At 35.6% G+C, this 20,075-nt stretch carries 17 protein-coding genes; 3 read left to right on the forward strand and 14 right to left on the reverse strand.

The window, feature by feature from the left end; genetic code table 11:
• Nucleotides 1-137 precede the first annotated feature (137 nt).
• Nucleotides 138-1,319: an MFS transporter gene (locus DRF65_RS23490; protein WP_115973159.1), complete on the forward strand. Its 1,182-nt coding sequence runs from the start codon at nt 138-140 to the stop codon at nt 1,317-1,319.
• 84 nt (nt 1,320-1,403) lie between these two features.
• Here the strand turns inward: DRF65_RS23490 and DRF65_RS23495 are convergent, their stop codons facing one another.
• The 6 genes from DRF65_RS23495 to DRF65_RS23520 all read right to left on the reverse strand — a co-directional run bounded on the left by DRF65_RS23495 (nt 1,404) and on the right by DRF65_RS23520 (nt 8,092).
• Nucleotides 1,404-4,157, reverse strand: coding sequence for a reprolysin-like metallopeptidase (locus DRF65_RS23495; protein WP_115973160.1), 2,754 nt, complete (start codon nt 4,155-4,157; stop codon nt 1,404-1,406).
• A 344-nt stretch (nt 4,158-4,501) separates the two neighbouring features.
• Nucleotides 4,502-5,020: a hypothetical protein gene (locus tag DRF65_RS23500; protein WP_115973161.1), complete on the reverse strand. Its 519-nt coding sequence runs from the start codon at nt 5,018-5,020 to the stop codon at nt 4,502-4,504.
• A 48-nt stretch (nt 5,021-5,068) separates the two neighbouring features.
• On the reverse strand, nt 5,069-5,785 hold the full coding sequence (locus DRF65_RS23505; protein WP_115973162.1) for a hypothetical protein: 717 nt from the start codon (nt 5,783-5,785) through the stop codon (nt 5,069-5,071).
• Nucleotides 5,786-5,806: 21 nt separating this feature from the next.
• Entirely contained in the window at nt 5,807-6,094 is a 288-nt protein-coding gene (locus tag DRF65_RS23510) for a hypothetical protein (protein WP_115973163.1), read from the reverse strand.
• Between the two features lie 3 nt (nt 6,095-6,097).
• On the reverse strand, nt 6,098-7,042 hold the full coding sequence (locus DRF65_RS23515; protein WP_123947425.1) for a hypothetical protein: 945 nt from the start codon (nt 7,040-7,042) through the stop codon (nt 6,098-6,100).
• Between the two features lie 72 nt (nt 7,043-7,114).
• Complete coding sequence (locus tag DRF65_RS23520; RefSeq protein WP_115973165.1) at nt 7,115-8,092, reverse strand: YpdA family putative bacillithiol disulfide reductase; 978 nt, start codon at nt 8,090-8,092, stop codon at nt 7,115-7,117.
• Nucleotides 8,093-8,277: 185 nt separating this feature from the next.
• On the opposite strand from DRF65_RS23520, the gene DRF65_RS23525 reads away from it, so the two are divergent.
• A complete protein-coding gene (locus DRF65_RS23525) occupies nt 8,278-8,922 on the forward strand; it encodes a hypothetical protein (protein ID WP_115973166.1) in 645 nt (214 codons plus the stop codon).
• Nucleotides 8,923-9,058: 136 nt separating this feature from the next.
• Here the strand turns inward: DRF65_RS23525 and DRF65_RS23530 are convergent, their stop codons facing one another.
• From DRF65_RS23530 to DRF65_RS23565, 8 genes are all read right to left on the reverse strand, one after another.
• A complete protein-coding gene (locus DRF65_RS23530) occupies nt 9,059-10,342 on the reverse strand; it encodes a glycosyltransferase family protein (RefSeq protein WP_115973223.1) in 1,284 nt (427 codons plus the stop codon).
• Between the two features lie 122 nt (nt 10,343-10,464).
• A complete protein-coding gene (locus DRF65_RS23535; protein WP_115973167.1) occupies nt 10,465-13,005 on the reverse strand; it encodes a YfhO family protein in 2,541 nt (846 codons plus the stop codon).
• Nucleotides 13,006-13,036: 31 nt separating this feature from the next.
• Nucleotides 13,037-13,267, reverse strand: coding sequence for a hypothetical protein (locus DRF65_RS23540; RefSeq protein WP_115973168.1), 231 nt, complete (start codon nt 13,265-13,267; stop codon nt 13,037-13,039).
• Nucleotides 13,268-13,278: 11 nt separating this feature from the next.
• On the reverse strand, nt 13,279-14,460 hold the full coding sequence (locus DRF65_RS23545; RefSeq protein ID WP_123947426.1) for a hypothetical protein: 1,182 nt from the start codon (nt 14,458-14,460) through the stop codon (nt 13,279-13,281).
• 35 nt (nt 14,461-14,495) lie between these two features.
• On the reverse strand, nt 14,496-15,545 hold the full coding sequence (locus DRF65_RS23550) for a DUF6263 family protein (RefSeq protein WP_115973170.1): 1,050 nt from the start codon (nt 15,543-15,545) through the stop codon (nt 14,496-14,498).
• Between the two features lie 37 nt (nt 15,546-15,582).
• Nucleotides 15,583-16,320, reverse strand: coding sequence for a 23S rRNA (guanosine(2251)-2'-O)-methyltransferase RlmB (gene rlmB, locus DRF65_RS23555; protein ID WP_115973171.1), 738 nt, complete (start codon nt 16,318-16,320; stop codon nt 15,583-15,585).
• A gap of 89 nt (nt 16,321-16,409) precedes the next feature.
• Nucleotides 16,410-16,880 (reverse strand): DinB family protein, encoded by a 471-nt coding sequence (locus DRF65_RS23560; RefSeq protein ID WP_047487264.1) that lies wholly within the window; start codon nt 16,878-16,880, stop codon nt 16,410-16,412.
• Between the two features lie 294 nt (nt 16,881-17,174).
• On the reverse strand, nt 17,175-18,512 hold the full coding sequence (locus DRF65_RS23565; protein WP_115973172.1) for a peptide-N-glycosidase F-related protein: 1,338 nt from the start codon (nt 18,510-18,512) through the stop codon (nt 17,175-17,177).
• Between the two features lie 239 nt (nt 18,513-18,751).
• Between DRF65_RS23565 and DRF65_RS23570 the strand changes: the two genes are divergently transcribed.
• Nucleotides 18,752-20,053 (forward strand): hypothetical protein, encoded by a 1,302-nt coding sequence (locus DRF65_RS23570; protein WP_115973173.1) that lies wholly within the window; start codon nt 18,752-18,754, stop codon nt 20,051-20,053.
• Nucleotides 20,054-20,075 lie beyond the last annotated feature (22 nt).

Raw genomic sequence — 20,075 nt, forward strand, 5'->3', positions numbered from 1 at the left:
GAAAAAGGCTTAAAATAAAGGTATTTGAGCCTATTTTTCCCTAACTTTGCACTTTCAAATTTTTCCCCCCAAATATTATTGTGAAACTGATAAATGTATATACGAGTTCTTTTAAAGGACTCTCGCAGGAGAGTTGGATGCTGGCGTTGGTAATGCTTATCAACAGGGCAGGTTCTATGGTACTTCCATTTTTGGGAGTGTATATGACCAATCATTTACATTTCAGTATTGAAAATTCAGGAATTGTCCTGAGCTTTTTTGGAATAGGTTCGGTGATAGGTTCATGGTTTGGAGGAATGATCACGGATAAGATTGGAGAATATAGTGTACAGAGCCTGAGTTTACTGCTCAGTGTGCCTCTCTTCTGTATGATCCCTTTTTTCACAACAGAAGCGGGATTGGCCGGGATTATTTTAGCGCAGAGTATTGTGAGTGAAACATTCCGTCCGGCAAACTCAGTTGCTATTACAAAATATGCCAAACCGGAAAATATTACGAGAGCATTTTCCCTGAACAGAATGGCAGTAAATCTTGGTTTTTCCATCGGTCCGGCATTAGGAGGTATTCTATCTGCTATTTCCTATGAATTTTTATTTTACAGTAATGCTTTAGCTGCTTTATTGGCGGGGTTAATGTACATTTGGTTTTTCAGAGGCCGGGCAAAATTGGCCAAACAGGAAGCTAAAAAAGTAAAGGAAGCAATAGCTGTTAAAAAGGAAAATTCTCCTTATCAGGACAATAAGTTTTTAATTTTCTGTTTCTTATGTATGCTGTTCTCGATCTGTTTCTTCCAGCTGTTCAGTACACTGACGATCTTTTACAAAGATACCGCTCATTTAAGCCAACAGAATATAGGATATATTTTAGGATACAGTGGTTTTCTGATTGTTCTTCTTGAAATGGGGTTTGTACAGCTTTCAGAGAAATATTTTACTCTGGCTTTTACCATGCTGATCGGAACTTTCCTTTGTGGATTTTCGTATGCAATGCTTGCTTTTGATTATAGTATTGTTATCCTATTGTTATCCATGACATTGCTTTGTATAGGGGAGATCTGGACGCTTCCGTTTATGGCAACCATTACAGCTCTTCGCTCCGGAGAGAATAATAAAGGAGCCTATATGGGACTGAATGGGATGTCATTTTCCATCGCGTTTATTATTACTCCTTATATAGGAACATTGATTGCTGATAAATTAGGTTTTAATATTCTATGGATTGGAACAGGAGTATTGGCAACAGGAATTGCGATTGCATTTTACTTTGTTATTCCGTGGATGCTTAAAGATAGGAAGAAAGTGGAAGGAGATTTGGTTTAAATTCATAACCGTTTCTTGTACAATATACAAAACCCAGCCGAAATCAATTCGGCTGGGTTTTTCTTGGAAATAAAAATCTGAAATTTATTTGATAATGACTTTTTTAGCTACTTTTTTACCATCTACATTGAAGACTATAATGTAGTTTCCTTTAGCAAAGCTGGTCAGATCTATTCGGGTATCATTCGTAATACCGGTTTGGCTGTGTACCAATCTTCCGGCAATATCAAAGATATGTACCTCTGTAGAAGCATTCTTTTTCATCAGGACATTGAACTTTCCATTAGAAGGATTAGGATAGATCTGGAATTCATCTTTTTCTAAGGCAGTCTCTTTTGCACCTAAAGTAGAAGAAACGGTTTGTCTGGTGCAAAGTTCTATAGCTGCAGTATTTACGGTTCCAGAACTGTTATTAGGCTGAACATTATTCAACAGTGATGAGGTGTGTGCTGCAAGAATTTTCCAGGTTCCATTAGGATTTTGTCCGTAATACTTGCTTAGATCCAATCTTATAGGTTCTATTTTTGCAGTAGGATTGGAATTCAGATTATTACAGCTTACTATTGGAGATGCACCTTCCTGATCAAATGTAGCTTTTAAAGTATTACTTCCTGAACAGTTTCCTAACCAGAAAATATTTTGTTTGTTAGGTTCATATGGATCTGTTAGTAATAGACCCGTTTCCCCTATATCTGTATAATTTAGATCTATAACAATATTAATATCCTCAATAGTAGCGGTCACAGGAACATTAATATTCATAGTAGCATGATTACCTTGGCCTGGTGAAAATGCAAACGGTCCGCTAGCCGCAGGGTATTGAGTACAGTTAAGGGTAACATTATAGTCTATAGCAAATGCAGGACTTGCTGCATAATAGACATTGCCTACCGACTCTACGATGATGTATGCCTGCTGTGAAGGAGTAGAAGGAATTGTAATTGTTTCTTCTCCATCATTAGGTGTATTCGAAACAAGTTGATTAAATGTACTTCCTCCATCTGTTGATATTAAGATATTTACAGATTGTGTATTAATAGGAGCTGCATTAGTTCCTGCTACATCCCATTTAAGAAGATGAGAAGAGCCTGACGGATAATTTTGGTTTAACGAAACTGATGTAATCTTGAATGGTCCGCTGTTGCCATCTACACTTACGATGGCTTCATCACTTGCTGTTTGTCCACCTTCTGAGGCATTGTCTCTTACCAGGCTTACAAACTTCATATTTCTTGCAACATCAGAAATCATGTTCCAGGTGCTGTATAAACTTCCATTAAGAACTTCCGCAAGTGGGGGGAAATACCGGGTAGGGCTGGGAGTTGGAGAATATACTCTGAAATTAGGAGTTGTTGTGGAGTTACGATCCGGAAAAGAATAACCGGCGGAAGTCGAAAGATCTGATTCTTCCCAGGAATAGGTAAAGGGGTCATTGTCAGGATCACTTCCTGCAGCTGTAAGTTTGAATGCAGTGCCTTTAGGAATGCTGTAATCAGAACCTGCATTCACCGTAGGTGGATGATTTGCCATATCTACTGTTGTTGCACAGCTTGTGGTTGTAATATAATTGTTGATCTGTTTGAGGCTGTGATGAAGGAACTGGTCGTTGAATTTATCAGCTACATCATGAGTTCCGGTTATACCAGGATAGCCCATAATAGTAACACCACTTCCAGGTTCGAGATAAGAGCCAGCCCCTGTTCCTTCATCTCTTGAAAAAGTGTGGTTAGCTCCAAACTGATGTCCCATTTCGTGAGCAGTAGCTATAGTAAATTCAAAACCTGCAGGACCAGCTCCCATAGATCCCATATAGGCAGCTCCTTTCTTTTTATCTATGAGTATTCCTGGGAATAGCGGAAAAAGGTCACCCTGACTGTCCTTACATACAGATGAGATCAGGCCGGCATTTCCTCCTCCTGTTTTTTGGCCGGATAATAGTATACCTAAATCATAATTAGCTTCACCAATACGTTGAATCATTGTCATTTGAACTTCACCTCCCATCTTATTGCCAGAAGCTTGTGGGTTTGCGGAGTTGAACGTACTATAAGGATCCGTAGTCTTATCTAAGAAGATAATCTGATCATTATTGGCAATCAGGTTCATATGGATAGAGAGATCCCTTTCGTAAACAGGATTAATAACAGTCATTATATCATTAATCGCGGCTAATGCACTGGCAGTAGTTCCTCCATGGAAGGTACTAAACTCTCCGTCGGCAGATACTGCTAAACGGAAAGTCCTGAACTTCCGATCATTGGTGTTTCTTTGAGCTGTTATAATGGTCTCAATATTTTTTCCGTCAACAGAACATTCAAAATTACTGGTGTCCGATAATATATTGGGAACAGCTGGGCTTACCAGATAAACAGATACTTCTTTTGTTGCTGGTTCTATAACCACAGGTTTTCTATCTTGGGCAAACATTATCAATTTTAGACCGTTTTGAGAGAGCGCAAAACTGATGGTTTTACTGGGGTCATTTACAGATACTCCTCTGTAAGATTTGATATCCGGGAATTTTGCTGCCAATTCCGGAGCCATGTTTGAAGTTTCATAGACACTGTATTTTTCAAACTTTCCATCTAATCCGGGAATGTCTATGGTTACAGTAGATTGGGTTGCTGCCCCTGTTTTTGATACTGGAGCCGCCTGTAATGTTGATTTCAATTGATTGATATCCAGAATGTAGGCATTGGAGTAATCAGTTCCAATGTTCCTTTTAGAGTCAATTACATTTCTCTCATTGACTTTTGTTTTTTTCCAGAAGCTCTGTGCATACAGACTTTGGCCTCCTATGGCAGCAATGGCCAGAAATAGGTAGATTTTTTTTTTCATGTTTTTACTTTTTTAGGTTATTAAATTGATAATAACGTTGTTAAAAGTATAAATTAATCTCATAGGTTTGAAATATTTTATTTTATGTTAAATAATTGATTGTCATTGTTTTGTGATTGTTTTTCGTTGAAAATTATATTGTGTTTAAAAAACAGAATGTTTATTTTTTATGAATAATATTTTTTTTTGAATAAAATCATATTTGCATGAAATTATAAAGCAGCCCAAAAATGGGCTGCTTTATAATTTATATTGTAATAGCTTGAAATAAGCAGATATATACAGTGATGAGAAAAGTTCCTCATTTTCTGTGCGTGAGCAAAAACGGATCTTTTAGAGGTATTTTAAATTCCCTTATCCCTGCTGTAAATATCTTCAACGGTTCTGTGATGCCTGTCGTATACCATTTTCCATGGAAGATCTGTTGTTTTTACCGGTTTCCATTTTTCAGTGGTTACAGAACTGTTACTTTTCTTTATTTCGTTTCTACTGATAAGAGTTCCTTTCCTTTTATTTTCTTCAAAATCAATATTCTGAACATGATGAAGGTATTTTTGTACATGATTTATGAAGACTGAAAAATCCCTGTTCCATTCATCAGAGATTCTGATCTTTTTATTTTTTCTGTTTTTCATCCAAAAGGTAAGTCTGTTCAGCCACCATGCGTTTTCCTTTAATTTAATGATCGGCGGCCGGTTCAGATAAATAATAAATTCTGAATGGTCATGGTATAGTATTTCAGAACCATAAAGAATCGTATCTATAGAATCCCAGGAAAAGAAATGGGTTTCATCCAATATGGGAATATTGAGAATAAAACCTTCCGGATTGAATGTCATTGTTCTTAATTTATCATCATTCATGGGCTAAAATTCAAATTTTTCTGTTACTCTGGCCTACGCGGTACAAAATTATATTTCTGTTGCCTGCTTTCTGTAATCTTTCAAACTGCCATTGTCAGCATAAGTTCCCCTGTCAAATAGCTTATAAAAGCCTGTTGTTTTTAGCGGTTTACTGTAAGGAATACCTATTATTTCATTTTGCTTTTGGGTATACTTCACATCATTTCCAAATGTACCGTTTAGGAAAGCAGATGATATTTTTTCGGTAAGTAAGAACTTTTCAATAGACGGGTAAAACGTATTGAAATCAACATTGTAATAATCATCAATTTTTACCATTGGGAATTTTTCCTGTCTGGGCTCAGGTAAGATCTTATCATACCATTTAAGAGGCTGCTTGCGTACCGTTTCAGGCTTTTTGTTTAAAAAAATCCGATATTCCATAGTATGATATTCTCCGTCAAGAGGTGGAGAACTGATAAAGAAAATAGCTTCTATTTCACTCCAGCAGATGATCTGATTCTGAGTGTAGGTAGCAATTGTAAAGAAATCCTGATGGTATACCAGTTTTGCTTTATACTTATTAATTTCTTCTGTATGGCTTGACATGGTAACCCCTTTGTTTATGGTGTATAAAATAAAAGACAGAAGGAAACTTACCATAGCCGCCGCTGAAATGTAATAAATATTCATCTTATTTTTTATCATCAGGACAATAACCATAATGGCAATGATCAGAAAAATGGTAATTAAGATATTTAAAATAGTAATAGGATTAATTTTCATGGTTTAGAGGTTTGATACGGACTATCTGTATTTTTCAATTCCCATTACTGTATAAGAAATAAGAAGAGTAAGGATGATAAGAAATGAAATACTAACAGGAAAGAGCCATAAACCTCTTTTTTTTCCAGGTTTATAATATCTGAACCGGAAAAGAGTTAAGACTCCAATACTGAATACAGCCAGAATATTCAATTCTATGAATGACTGAGGAATCTGGCCGTCTTTATATAAATAAGAGTACCATACATGACTGATTCCGGCCAGCTGTAGTATTAATAGGATGATAGGTAGAATATTTACTGTACTCATCTTCTATTTTGTGAAAGCCTTATACAATTGCCTGTTATTTACAAAATAAAGCTGGTTGTTGATTTTGTGAGGTATGATTTTAAATTCCGGATCGCTGCTTGACATTATTTTGAATTTCCCCTTCTGTTGATTCATGAATATATCGATATAATAATACCCAGTTTCAACCCTATACGGAATGGATAAAACATAATGATTTCCGCCACCGCCCCATACCCAGGATTTGTTCATCATGGCATAGTCATATTCCTTAAAAATATTTTTAGGAGGCTGAGCATCTTCAAGAGAAGTGAAATGCCTTTTAAATTTAGGAAGTATTTTTTTTTCTGTGGGCTGTAGCAAAGGGCTTAGAAATTGATCCAAAGAATAAGGAGCATTCAATATTATAAATTGATCCTGCCCCGTATGTACATAAAGATCTCCTTTTTTCAGATTATCTGTATATGGAATTTTATCCTTCGGAATATTATATTCAGCAGAAAAATACCGGATAAACAATGAATCATTGATCTGGTTGATTTCATAATCCGATTTTTGAGTGTGAATACTTCTTAAACTATCTTCTCCTCTTTTATATCTGGCAGATTCGTCAATGATTTTTATGTCCTGTTTTTCTAATGTAATATCATTAAGGGCTTCATATTCCTTGTTTTTATTTTCTACAATAAAAAAGCCGTCACCATATACGAAAACACCGCTCTTAATACTATGACTCACACCAGTGCGAACAGAATAAAAACTGATAGTGTCCGGATAGTGTTTGTAAACCAGGGAAGAATCATTATATAAGATTTTATTTATCTCATTAACTACAGGCTGTATTACGATGTTGGAATTAGAGGTAGCTGGGAAAACCGGAATATCCGGAAATTTATCCTGTCCTTTTTCTTCTTTACAACTCAACAGAAGAATAGAAAGGACTCCCAAAAACAAGTATTTATTCATCATATCTTTATGTTTCTACACTTTCCTCTCCATTTGTATCTGCTGCTTTTATTATTAATTAGATCTGTTTTAAAATTATGAATTTTCAGTACACTTACAAAGAATTGAACTGACAATCATATTACCATGAACCCTGGAATTTTCAATAAACCAGAGATGCGTATCTTTTCCGCCGCACACGACTCCTGCAAGATATAAATTGGGAATATTGGTTTCCATGGTTTCAAGGTTATAAAAAGGATTCAGGCAATCGCCATTTAGTTCAATTCCTGAATTTTTTAAAAATTCAAAATCAGGAAGGTAGCCGGTCATGGCCAGAACAAAATCATTTTCAATCTCATGTATCTGATTATTTTCATCCTTAAAAATTACGGAATTTTCTTTCACTGCTGTCATTTCAGCATTAAAATAAGCTTTAATACTTCCTTCTGCGATCCGGTTTTCAATATCCGGTTTTACCCAATATTTTACACTTTTTGAAATCTCGGAATGACGGATAACCATAGTTACTTCTGCACCTTTTCTATAGGTTTCAAGAGCTGCATCCACCGCTGAATTGCTGGATCCTACCACCACCACTTTCTGCTTTGCATACGGATAAGGTTCGGTATAATAATGTTTTACCTTCGGAAGTTCTTCACCCGGAATATTCATTAGGTTAGGAATATCGTAAAATCCGGTGGCAATCACTACATTTTTAGCTCTGTAGCTTCCCTTCGTTGTTTCAATATCAAATGCATCAGATTTTTTGGATACCTTCAGTACTTTTTCATAAAGATGGATATTCAGCTGTTTTTGTCGGGCAATTCCCTGATAATATTCCAGAGCATCCTGTCTTCCAGGCTTGGGTGCAGTAGAAATAAAAGGAACACCGTCAATTTCCAGCTTTTCAGCTGTTGAAAAGAAACGCATATACAAAGGATAGTTGTACAATGAGTTGACAATAGTTCCTTTTTCTATAATTAAATGATTCAAATTGTTTTTACTGGCTTCAATAGCACAGTTGATACCAATAGGTCCTGCTCCTATAATAAGAATATCCAAAATTTCCATATTACAAAGGTACGATGTAATTGGGAAACTGTATCCATAAGAAGGGATAAGATCATTGACGCTTAGGAACAAAGAGTAAAAATAAAGATCCAGTTTTATAGATCAGGTGTCAAACCCTAAAACTCTCTATATCTCGTATTGGCATTAGTTTTGGTACTTTTTTTATTAACCACTAAATTAAAAATATGAAAAAACTACTTATTTCAATGATGGTACTGGCACTGGCAGTAGCTTGTAAAAAGGAGGCCGGAAAACCGGTTCCAAGTGAGATTGATACGGTTACCCGTGTGAAACCGCTGGACAGTGCAGCAGTTGCTAAAGAAAAAGCATTGAAAGAAGGAGCGCTTAAAAAGACTAATGATGAGGTTTTACAGGCTTTAAAAGCTAAAGATTATAAGACATTTGCTTCATTTATCCACCCAGAGAAGGGGATTAATTTTTCAATGTATGCTTTTGTAGATCCGAAATCAGATAAGCATTTTTCGAAAGAAGATTTTGAAAAATACCAGCCTACCAAAACATTGTTTACCTGGGGAGCGCAAGACGGCTCAGGGGATCCTTATAAAGCGACGATCAATGATTATCTAAGAAAATGGGTGTTCTCTGGTGATTTTACAGCTTCTCAATATTCTTTCAATACATTTCTCGGCAGAGGAAACTCGCTGAATAATCTTGAAGAGATCTATCCTAAAAGCGATTTTACAGAAAACTATATCAAAGGAACAGAAAAAAATAGTGAAATGGACTGGAAAACACTCCGTTTTGTATTTGAAGAATTTCAGGGAAAATATTATCTCATTGCTGTTGTTAATGACCAATGGACAATTTAAAAGCTAGAAGCTGGATGTAGGAAGCTGGAAACTGGAAGTTATAGAATTGGGGAAAACATTTGTTATTCTTATTTTCAATTGTAATTAAAAACTACAGATGTTTTTTTTCAATTAAAGTTCTTCCAGCTTCCTTTCTTTATAAAATATCAGCCAGTTGCCTGGTGAGATTTTTTCTTGAAAACTGTTCTATCTGTTGAGTGTTTTCAGAAAGATTTCCGTTTTTCCAAAGGTCAAATTTTTCCAGAATGAATTTTTTTACAGACACAGAATCATCATAACTGAAATGTTTTCCTGCATGGGTCTCTTCAAGGATCTTAGCAACATCAGCTTTATCTGGTCCAAATGAAAGAATCTGTTTTCCGCTTACCAGATATTCAAATATTTTTCCGGGAATAATTCCTCTTGAAGATTCATTCGGGAAATTGGTGATCAGCAGCATTTCTGAAGTCTGCATTTCTTCAACAGCTTTACCGTGTGGAAGATACCCCAAATTCAGGATGTGATTTTTCAGGCTTGAGTTTTCAATCATATGAAGGATTTTATCATCAATTCTTCCTACAAATTTTAAGCTGAAATGTTTTGCAAATTCTGCATTTTCCTTTATCAGTTCATCCAATGATCTCCAAAGGTTCTCCGGATTTCTAAGCTGTTCCAGAACTCCAATATAACTTAATACAAAAGATTTGTTGTGCTGTTTATTTCCTTCGTTTGAATCACTTTCATCAAAACCGTTTGTGATACAAACTGCATTAGCTCCGGCTTTTTTGAAATTCTCAGCATCGGTATAGCTTGTGGCCAGGGTAATATCTGCATTTTTGAAAACGGCACTTTCCAGCTGGCGGTGCTTTTGGTCTGAACTTTTGGTTAATTTCAGGTGTTTATAATACGAGATCTCTGTCCATGGATCGCGGAAATCGGCAATCCATTTAATATTGGGAAGTTTATTTTTTAGACCTAATCCAATCAGGTGAAGAGAGTGGGGTGGACCGGAAGTTACGATCGTATCGATGTTGTGTTCTTTCAGGTATCTTTCCAGAAATTGAATAGAAGGCTTTACCCAGAAAACTCTGGCATCAGGAATAAAAAAATTTCCCCTTACCCATATAGAAAGTCTAGATTTCCAGCTCTGGTTTTTTCCTACATCAAATTGGCCTGCTTTAAATTTTTTGTTGCTTTTATTAAGCTTTTCAGCCAGCTGATAAGGTTCCCAGATCTTTGTTCTGACGATTTCAATATCTTTTGGAACATCCTTCATCAGGGTTTCGTCCAACAATGGATAGCTTGGGTTTTCCGGAGTATAGATAACGGGTTTCCACCCGAAATCAGGCAGATATTTGGCAAACTTCAGCCATCTTTGAACACCAGGACCTCCCGCAGGAGGCCAGTAATAGGTGATAATCAATATTTTCTTTCGTTCCATTCTTTTGGTCGTCTGTCCTTCAATTGTCATTCTGAACGAAGCGTAGGGTAGTGAAAAATCTCATTCTATCTCTTCATTCAGAAATTTCCAATCGGAATTGAATGCTTTAATTAATTTTTTGATCAGGCTTTCTGTTCGATAAGAGTCTCTTTTTTCTTATTCTTATTCATCCAGAAAATTCCAAATGCTGCCAGTGCGATAAACAATCCGAAGCTTAATAGAGAAATCCATTTTCCTGTTTCAATTACTTCCGGCTCAAAAACCATTCTGATGTGGTGATTCCCGGCAGGAACATGTACTGCACGAAGCAGATAATCTGCTTTGATATAAGGAACCTCTTTTTCATCTACAAGAACCTTCCATCCGTGAGGATAATATACCTCAGAGAAAACGGCCAATTGAGGCGTTTTTGACTGAGATTTGAATTCCAGTTCGTTAGGTTGGTATGTAGTTAAATTGATAAATGCTGTAGAATCTGCCTGAACAGGTTTATTACTGAAATAAGCTTTGTCAGAAGATGCAATCACAGCTGTTTTTTTATTGTCGATTTCCCCAAGAGAGTTAATTTCTTCGTTAGGAGTATCTACAAATTTAAGATCACTTACAAACCATGCGTTTCCATTTGCTTTAGGATTCGGAACTACCTGAGGCTGATCCGGACCTCCGAAAACCATATATTTTGCATTCAGTAAGTTGAGTATTTTAGGGGTTTTTACACTGTCGATATTATTGATATATGCATTCAGTACATCATCATATCTCCTTAATTTTACAGCGTGGTAACCTCCGATAGAAGCTTTGAAATATGAAGTATTAGTCTCACTTGTAACTCCTAAAGTCTGGTTATAAATTCGGTAGTGAGCTTTATCTTTATCAGCAATAGTCTCTAATGTCTTGTTGATATTTACGGTAGATAAAATAGATTCAAGATTTGGATTTCCCTGTACTTTTTCAGCAAGAAGTTCAGAACTTTCTGTTTGGAACGGGTTCTCAGCAAAAATCTTGTCTACATAATTTTCGTCATTTAAATAACGCTTATTTACAGTCCATAGGTCGAATAAACTTACTACACCAATGATGACCAAAGCAATATTAGAGCTAAGTTTTTTCTTTAAACTTAAAAATAGAACTGTGGCAGCAATGGCTACGTAAATAAATGCCTTTATAGCATCTATTCTAAACAGTTTGTACCTTTCATCTACCAGAAAATCAAGAAGGAAAGGAGGAAAGTACGTTTTCTCTCCTGCTGTTGAAAATCCTAATAATGATTTGCCAAATATTAAAAGAATTAATAATAATCCTAATGTTCCACCACTTACATACGTCAGAATTTTTTGCTTGTACTCTTCAGTCAGTTTTTCATCTGTAAAGAATCTGTATAATCCTAAAATTGCGATCAAAGGGAATAGTAATTCCACGACAACAAGGATAGAAGACGGCGCCCTGAATTTATTGTAAAACGGAACGTAATCAATAAAGAAATCAGATAATGGCATAAAGTTACTTCCCCAAGCCAATAAAATGGTTAGAATAGAAGCTCCCAGGATCCAGTAACGGTATTTTTTCCATGCAAAGAAAAATCCTAATAATGCAAGGAAGCATACAATAGCTCCCTGATAGGCCGGGCCTGAAGTTCCCGGTTGGTCACCCCAATAAGTCATTCCGCTGAAACCTTTTGAAATTCTGTCCATTTCAGCCTGTGAACCTACATTTTCCTGAACAAGTTCCTGAACTTTATTCATCATTTCCTTAGCTTCCGGTTCCTGGCTTCCACCACCCATTAATCTTGGAATAAAAAGGTTTAAAGTTTCCAGTTGCCCATAGCTCCACATCAGCATACTTTCTTTATCCATTCCGGATTTTCCTGAAGTATGGCTGTCATTGGTTAAAATCTGTTTTCCACGAACGGTTTCCTTTACATATTCAGAGTTGGCCATGATCCTTTGAGAGTTCATGCCAACACCAATCACACAAGATGCTGCAATGATTCCTGAAGAAATAAGGAAGTGTTTCATTGGAGTTTTTTTCTGAATCGCCCTGATAAGCTCAGACAGGAATAAAAATCCTAGTGCCAGAAATAGATAATAGGTCATCTGCGGGTGGTTCGCTGCTATCTGAAGCCCCATAAACAGGGTAGTAACAATAAATCCCCAGATGTATTGTTTTCTGATGTAAACTAATAAAATTCCGGCTAAAAGCGGTGCGAAATATTCAATGGTATTGACCTTTCCATTGTGTCCCGCCGCAATAATGATATAGAAATAAGTGGAAAGCCCGAAAAAGGTTGCGCCTAGTAAGGCATATTTCCAGTTTCTGACTACGACCATTCCCAAAAGGAAAAAACCTGCAAAAAGAAGGAAGAGATAATTAACAGGTCTTGGTAGAAAGTTCAGATTGCTGTCGATTTTCTTGATGATATCACCTTTAAACTGGCTACCCATCTGGTAAGTCGGCATTCCCCCGAACATGGAATCACTCCAATAGGTTTCATTTCCTGTATTAGCTCTATAATCTAAAAGTTCTTTTGCTCCCCCTCTGTACTGTACAATATCATGCTGGAAAAGTTGTTTTCCTGAAAATACAGGAGTGGAATATAAAAATGCTAAAACTATAAATACTACTAATGAAACTGCAATATAAATTAAGTTTTTGTTTTTTGCCATGCTGGTTATGATCTTTTATTTCTTGGATTTTTTACCTTTTGTCATTACTCTCTTTTACCTCTTCATAGTCTACGGTTTCTGCATCCCACTTAAGGTTTTTTTTGTTATTCTTATTCGAGTTATGTAGGTCCTGCTGATTGTTATTTTGCTGTTGGTTATTGAACCTGTAGCTGTAAAATGTCTTAAAGAAGATTCTTTTCAGAATATTCCAGACGAAGAATATAATAATAGCGGTGAGTACTAACTCAAGAATGTACTTCATAATTTTACTTTTTAAAATAGCTTATATGATAAGGATACGCTAAATCCATTCATATTTAGTTTTTCAGGCTGTCCATAATACAGGGAAGAGAAATAAGGAACAGATCCCCATTTCAACTCAGCTCCGAATCGGTCATAATTATAGCCTGCAGCAAATGTAGGATAAACTCTTCCATTTGCCGATGTAGAAATATTATCTACAGTGTATACATCATTGTTTAATATCAGTTCAAAACACAATAGTCCTGATACATATATTTTTGATTTTTGATTCAAAAACATATTATGTTTAAATCCAAATGGCAGCTGTAATGCTGAATACTTTATTTCAAAATTTCTTCTGTTGTAATCATTCACCTTAAGATTCACAGTTTGGAAAGCTGGTTCTGAAATAATGGCCCATTTCCCTTTGTTAAAGTTCAAAATATATTCAAGTTCCACCCCAAAACGATAGGCAATACCATTCTTTTTATATTCTCCTATATCAGTGGTGCCTTGAGGGGCATGTATTGTATAATTTGAAAATCCAACTCCAGGTTTTAGATAAATATGGAAATTATTTTTACCGTTACCCTCTGCAGTTACAGGATCCAAACCATTATAAAGAATGAAGATTTTCTTAAGCTTATTTTCTGTATATCCTAATCTTTCAATATCAGTATCTGTTATTTTACTGTTATCAGAAAATTCATTCTTCAGTTGATTTTTATATGTTTCGTTCTTTTCTATTCTATTTGAATTTAAATATTCTTTGTATTCTAACTGGTGAAAAGTATCTTCATTTTTTTTTTTGTAGAAAAAGCGAGTAATATTTCCACTATTATATCTGTACAGATTAATTTTACCTTCTACCAAAGACTTTAATAAAAGGATCTCTTCATTATTTTTAAGATCTTTTGTTATAGATAAATGATCTAAGTTTGAAGAAGAACGGTCTATCATTACTTTTGCTTTCAGATATTTGATATTTCCAACAGAGAATTCTTTTAAATTCATGGCCGCTATCTGATTTATTTTTTCATTTCCGTTTATTTTATATTCAATGACCTCCGGATTATTGTTCCAGTCCTTGTTTTTTATTAAAACATTCGTTTTTCCGCCGTTTTCATTAATTATATATCCCTGTTCAAAATTAATCTGACTATACATGAAAGCAGGAAATAAAAATAGAACGGCGTAAAAAAGATTTTTCATGATTGGTTATTAGTTTTTATATAGTTTTTTGTTTCTTATTTTGCAGAAGGGTTTACCATCACAGAAGAATTGGAAACACTTTTCATAGACTGTGATTGTTTTCCGTCTGAAATAGTTTCAATCTGTGTAGTTTTTACATTAATGTTCTGGTTGATAATCCATCCTGTATTTTCGTCAAACTTAATGGTCCCGTTTTGAGCAAGTTCACTGCTCATGCTGTGAGTGATTGGTCCCTGAGCCTTCTTTTCAGTTTTCTTGGGAATACCTCCGGTTACACTGATTTCAGCAATTCCGTTTCCTAAGCTCTTTAAAACATAATTTGAAGTTACTTTAATGCTTCCGTTCGGATCTGCATTTTCAGAAGTTGACCATTTTTCACCTACTTTTACTCCTTTTTTCGGAATAATTGAAAGGTTTTTATTGAACTGATCTTTCAATACTTTCTCATTGAAGGACTGTTTAAGACTTGCTACAACACTTGCTCTTTCATTAGCATCCTTGATAAGCGGTCCTACCGCATTGGTAACTTTGGTATATACTGCATCAAAACCTGTAATGGAAATCACATTTCCTTTGGTATCCATCTTCATATCAAGCTTATTGTTGGTAAGAGCTTTGTTGATATTCCAGATCATTTTAAGATCATCTTCTTTAGGAAGAGGCAGCTTAGTATCTACTACAACCGTTTTACCCTGTGCAGCCTGAGAGCTTCTTTTAGAAACAAGATTAAGAGTCATTTCATATACATTTCCCTTAATATCATTTACAATAAAGTTCATTTCGTCAGTAGATTCTACAGTAGCTGTCATAGATTTTCCCTGAGGATCAGTCATCGTTTTTACATCTCTCTGGTAGGTAGTAAGGGGATAAGTCTTTCCTTTTTCAAGTTTGAAAGACTGAGAAACAATCCCTGCAGAGTCTCTGATTGCCGGGTTTTCTGCAACTTTTGCTGCAGAATCCGCAGGAACTTCCACGGTAACCGTTTTTCCGGTCTTAGGATCTACTTTTGTGATTTTTGCCGTTTCTTTTTTACAAGATACAAGAGCTATAGATGATAATAGCGCTATTGCTGCTATATTTTTCATTTTCTGATTTTTTTAAGTGTTGTGTTATCGAATTAATTTATTTCAGACTTTTCTGTCTCACCGCTTCATACAGGATTGCGCCACATGCTACGGAAACATTCAAAGACTGAGTTTTTCCTTCAATAGGAAGTTTTATTTTTTCATCAGAATGATGCAGTACTTCTTTAGAAATTCCTGTTTCCTCATTTCCCATAACGATAGCGCATGGTTCTGTGAAATTTACATCATAGATCAGTTTCTGAGCTTTCTCAGATGCTGAAAATACAGTAATTCCGCTCTGTTGAAGGAAATCTACAACGTGAGCAAGATTATTTTCCTTGCAGATTTTAATATTATAAAGCGCTCCGGCTGACGTTTTAATAGCGTCAGAATTAATAGGAGCAGCACCTTTTTCAGGAATAATAACAGCATCTACACCCGCACATTCTGCCGTTCTGCAGATGGCTCCAAAGTTTCTTACATCTGTAAGTCTGTCCAGAATTAATAAGAATGGAGTTTTCCCTTCTTCAAATAATTGTGGCACAATATCTTCCACTTTATGAAACGGAACATCCGAAATAAAAGCAACCACACCTTGGTGGTTTTTTCTTGTAAAACGGTTCAGTTTTTCAACCGGAACATAATTGGGACGGATTTTATTTTTTGCTAAAATTGCTTTCAGTTCAGCATAAATAGGACCCTGAAGTGCATTTTGCACAAAGATCTTGTCAATCGTTTTTCCCGCTTCAATTGCTTCAATCACGGGACGCAGCCCGAAAATAAAATCGTCTTTCATTGATTTGTTTAAAATTTTATGTTTAAGGTTATCGGAATCTAGAGCAGGTGGTTCATGATTTATTATGATTACGAACTTCCAGCTTCCTTTTAGTACTTTTCTCCTAAAATTGCTCTTTTCTGCGCCATTGCATATCCATAATGCAGGCTTTCATGCATATTGTTAAAAATAATGGCATCCTGAATACTCTTCAGATCCATCCCGAAACTGGTAGTGTAGGGAGTATAGTCTGAAAAGAAATCACTATCATAATCCTTCATTAATATCTTTGAGGTTTCCGTTAGTAAAAACTCAAGGTCTTCCACCTCTGATTTTTGAACATTAAGGTTCGGTAAAGTTCCTTTTTTGTAAGTTTCAATCCAATATTTATCAATACGGAAAGGGTTTCCGCTCAGATAATAATGCAGAAGCTGCTGAGTGGCAACCGTATGGGCAATATTCCAGTAAATATTGTTGTTGAAGCCATCCGGAATCAGCAGAAGATCCTCATGGGAAGTGTTCTGTAGGATATCTAAAAGGTTTCTTCTCACCTGTCTGTGTGCTTGAAAATGATAATTCATTTTGCAGAAAATTTTAATCACCAAAAATAGTTTAATAAACTGGAAATGACAATTTTTTGGCTAAAGGATTAAAGTAAAAGTTGCACAATGCCGGAAAAATAGATTATTTATTATTTTCTTTTTAGGTAGAAATCTGACAGGATTACAATCTGTTTTAGAAAATTTAACGACTCCTTTTTAGATATTTATCAATTTTTAAGAAGCTGAAACCCTCCGATGATTTTTGATCAAAGGAGGGTTTTTTATTGTTTGTTAACTGTTTTTTATAAGTTTTTACCTTTTAACTGATGATGACTATTTTTTTATGATTTTATGTTTAAATGTGGTTCCATCTTTCAGAATAATATTTAAAAAGTAAACTCCAGAGGGATAAGAGGAAAGATTAATTTTGTTTTCCCTGTAGGTTTCAGCCAGTTTTCTTCCATCAATGCTGTAAAGGATTATTGATTTTACATCTTCTTTCGATCTTATATTGACAAAATCAGTAGTAGGATTTGGGTAGATATTTACATCAATGCTTTTTACATCTTTTACATTTAAAGTAGCATTACTTTTTCCCTGCATGTAAACTGATAAATAAACATCTCCTTGCTGTCCGTTAAAAACGGCAGTAGGAATGGTATGTTTTAAAGTATGATTTCCGGCTGTCATAGAGGGTAAAGTAAACCCTCTGATAGGTACTGAATTTCCCGGGCACCAGTTGTTCCATGAAGTCCACTGTGCAAATGTTGCAGGAGCACTTTGATAGATTCCATTGCCCATAGTGTTATATACTCTGAAAGGTTCACAGGAAATTCCTCCAGGAGTATAGGTTAATACCTGTACATCATCTAAATAAGTGTAGTTTTGTCTCCTCACATATTCTTCACCACCTGTATTAGCCCCATGAGGAGTGGAAATTACGAAAAAACGAGCATTGTTAACTGTTTCTGGTAGATTAAAGTTGACAATTCTTACTGTTTCCCCTGTAACATCTGTGCTGTTGTAATTATTAAGTTTATTGTAATTTAATATGGGAACTAGCGTATTGTAATCGGTAGGAGTTGCTCCAACATCGGTTGAAAAAAAGGAGAGGGTTCCGGAAAAAACATCATCCCTATTTGCACATCCTGCTATTTTTATTTTTGCACTGCCGGATACACCAAAAACGTCTAATTCCATATACAAATCATAGGTGTTACGTAATGTAGCATCATGAAATATATTGTAAAGATTGCTAATGTCATAAGTATAAGGAACTTCATCAGGGAAACGGTTTTTGTTCATAAATGGGGTAATATACCTTGCAACTTCAATTCTTTTGATATTGGTATCATTGAGTGTATAAGTAGGCTGATTTTTGGGAACCATAGCCAGAAAAACCTCACCAAGACGGTCATAATCGTCACATAGGGCTCCTATAGTTACTCTCATGGCAATTTTTGCCTTAAAGGAATCCAGTTCAGTATCTGTAAGCTTTCTTGCATATCTGGTATTTCCCAGTCTGATCAGACCGGTAGGAACCGGATTGGCTACAGGAGCAGCATAGCCGTCGTAATATACGGCATCTGAAATCAGATTCGTCACGGTTGTTGTCTGTGATTTGAAGAGACCTGTAAGGAATAGACTTGCAAAAAATAATCTTTTATACATATCGTTGGTATTTAATGTAAATATATTAAAATATGTATTAAAAATAATGATTGTTTAGTTTTGTTTTTGTGTTAATGGTGTTTTTGTTGTTGAATGTTTAAATATTTTAATTAAATACTAGGATTAGTACTAAAAGCATCCATCTTAATAAATAGATGTGATTGAATATTTTTTTTTATTACAAGAATCAATATTTTATTATTAAATTAGCATTGTATTCAATGGTAATATTATTAATAATGAAAAGAATTTTACTTTTATCCTTGTTGTTTGCAGTGTTTGCTGTGAATGCTCAGATCAATATCAATATCGGAAGTACAAGTTTGGGAACTGCACCAGTGAGTAGTTTTTTTTCTTATTCCTATGTTCAGCAGATTTATCCTAAGCAGGAAGTTAATGCTAATGCAGCAGGAAATATTACGGGTCTTACTTTTTATCTTGATCCTTCTGCAACCATTAATGACTCATCCAATTGGACCGTTTATCTGGGGCATACCCCAAAAATATCTTTTGTATCCAATACAGACTGGGTTCCCGCGGCTCAGCTTACACAGGTTTTTGCGGGTACAGTAACTAAAAATGGGAATAAGGTTGAAGTAGTTTTTACAACACCATTCGCTTATAATAATATTGATAATCTGGTAGTGGCTGCTAAAGAAAATTCGCCAAGTATTGACATTAATAATTTTAATGAAGCTTTTCGTGTTTATTCCTACCTGCAGAATTCCACTCTTGTTTACAAGGGTGACCGTGCTGTTGTAGATCCGGTATCTCCGCCAGGAGGGATAAGAGTAGATTATAAATCTGCAATAACTATTTCAGGTCTGACGGTGAATTCTGCTCCAGGCTGTCCCTTTGTGATTTCGCCAGCTAATAATGCTCAATTCGTTTCTTTGTCACCTGGTATTACCTGGCAATCGGTAATGGATGCAGCTTCTTATAGAGTGTCTTTAGGTACAACCCTTGGAGGAACGGATGTTATCAACCATCAAACTGTAAACGGAGTGGGTTATACTCTTTCTCCATCTATTGTTCTTAACAATGATACTAATTATTATTTAAAAGTTACAGCTGTTTCGGCAAACGGGGAGTCTGCCGGCTGTACAGACTATACTTTCAAAACAATTCCTCCTGTGCCTGTAAATGATGCATGTTCCGGAGCTTTGCAGGCTACTGCATTTCCTTATGCTTATACACAGGCTGATGGGATGTCTTCCACTAATAACGGCGGATTTATATTGGCCTGTGCTAATGATGGAATGAACGATGGTTTATGGTTTAGATTTACAGGAGATGGCAGTCAGTATACGGTCAAGGCTACTCCTTCAGTAGCTACTTTTGATCCTAAAATAGGAGTGTACAGCGGAACTTGTAATAGTTTGGTTTGTGTAGGAACAATGGATAACGGTGGTGGCGGTTCTGCTGAAACAATGACAATTACAACAACTGCAGGAACAGAATATTATATAAATGTAGGGTCTTACGAAGATTCGGTAGATATGCCAGAGGGCGCATTTACAATAAATATTACAAAACTGTAATTTTCTTTGTATAGGTTTTCGT

The sequence above is a fragment of the Chryseobacterium pennae genome (genome assembly GCF_003385515.1).
Lineage (GTDB): Bacteria > Bacteroidota > Bacteroidia > Flavobacteriales > Weeksellaceae > Chryseobacterium > Chryseobacterium pennae.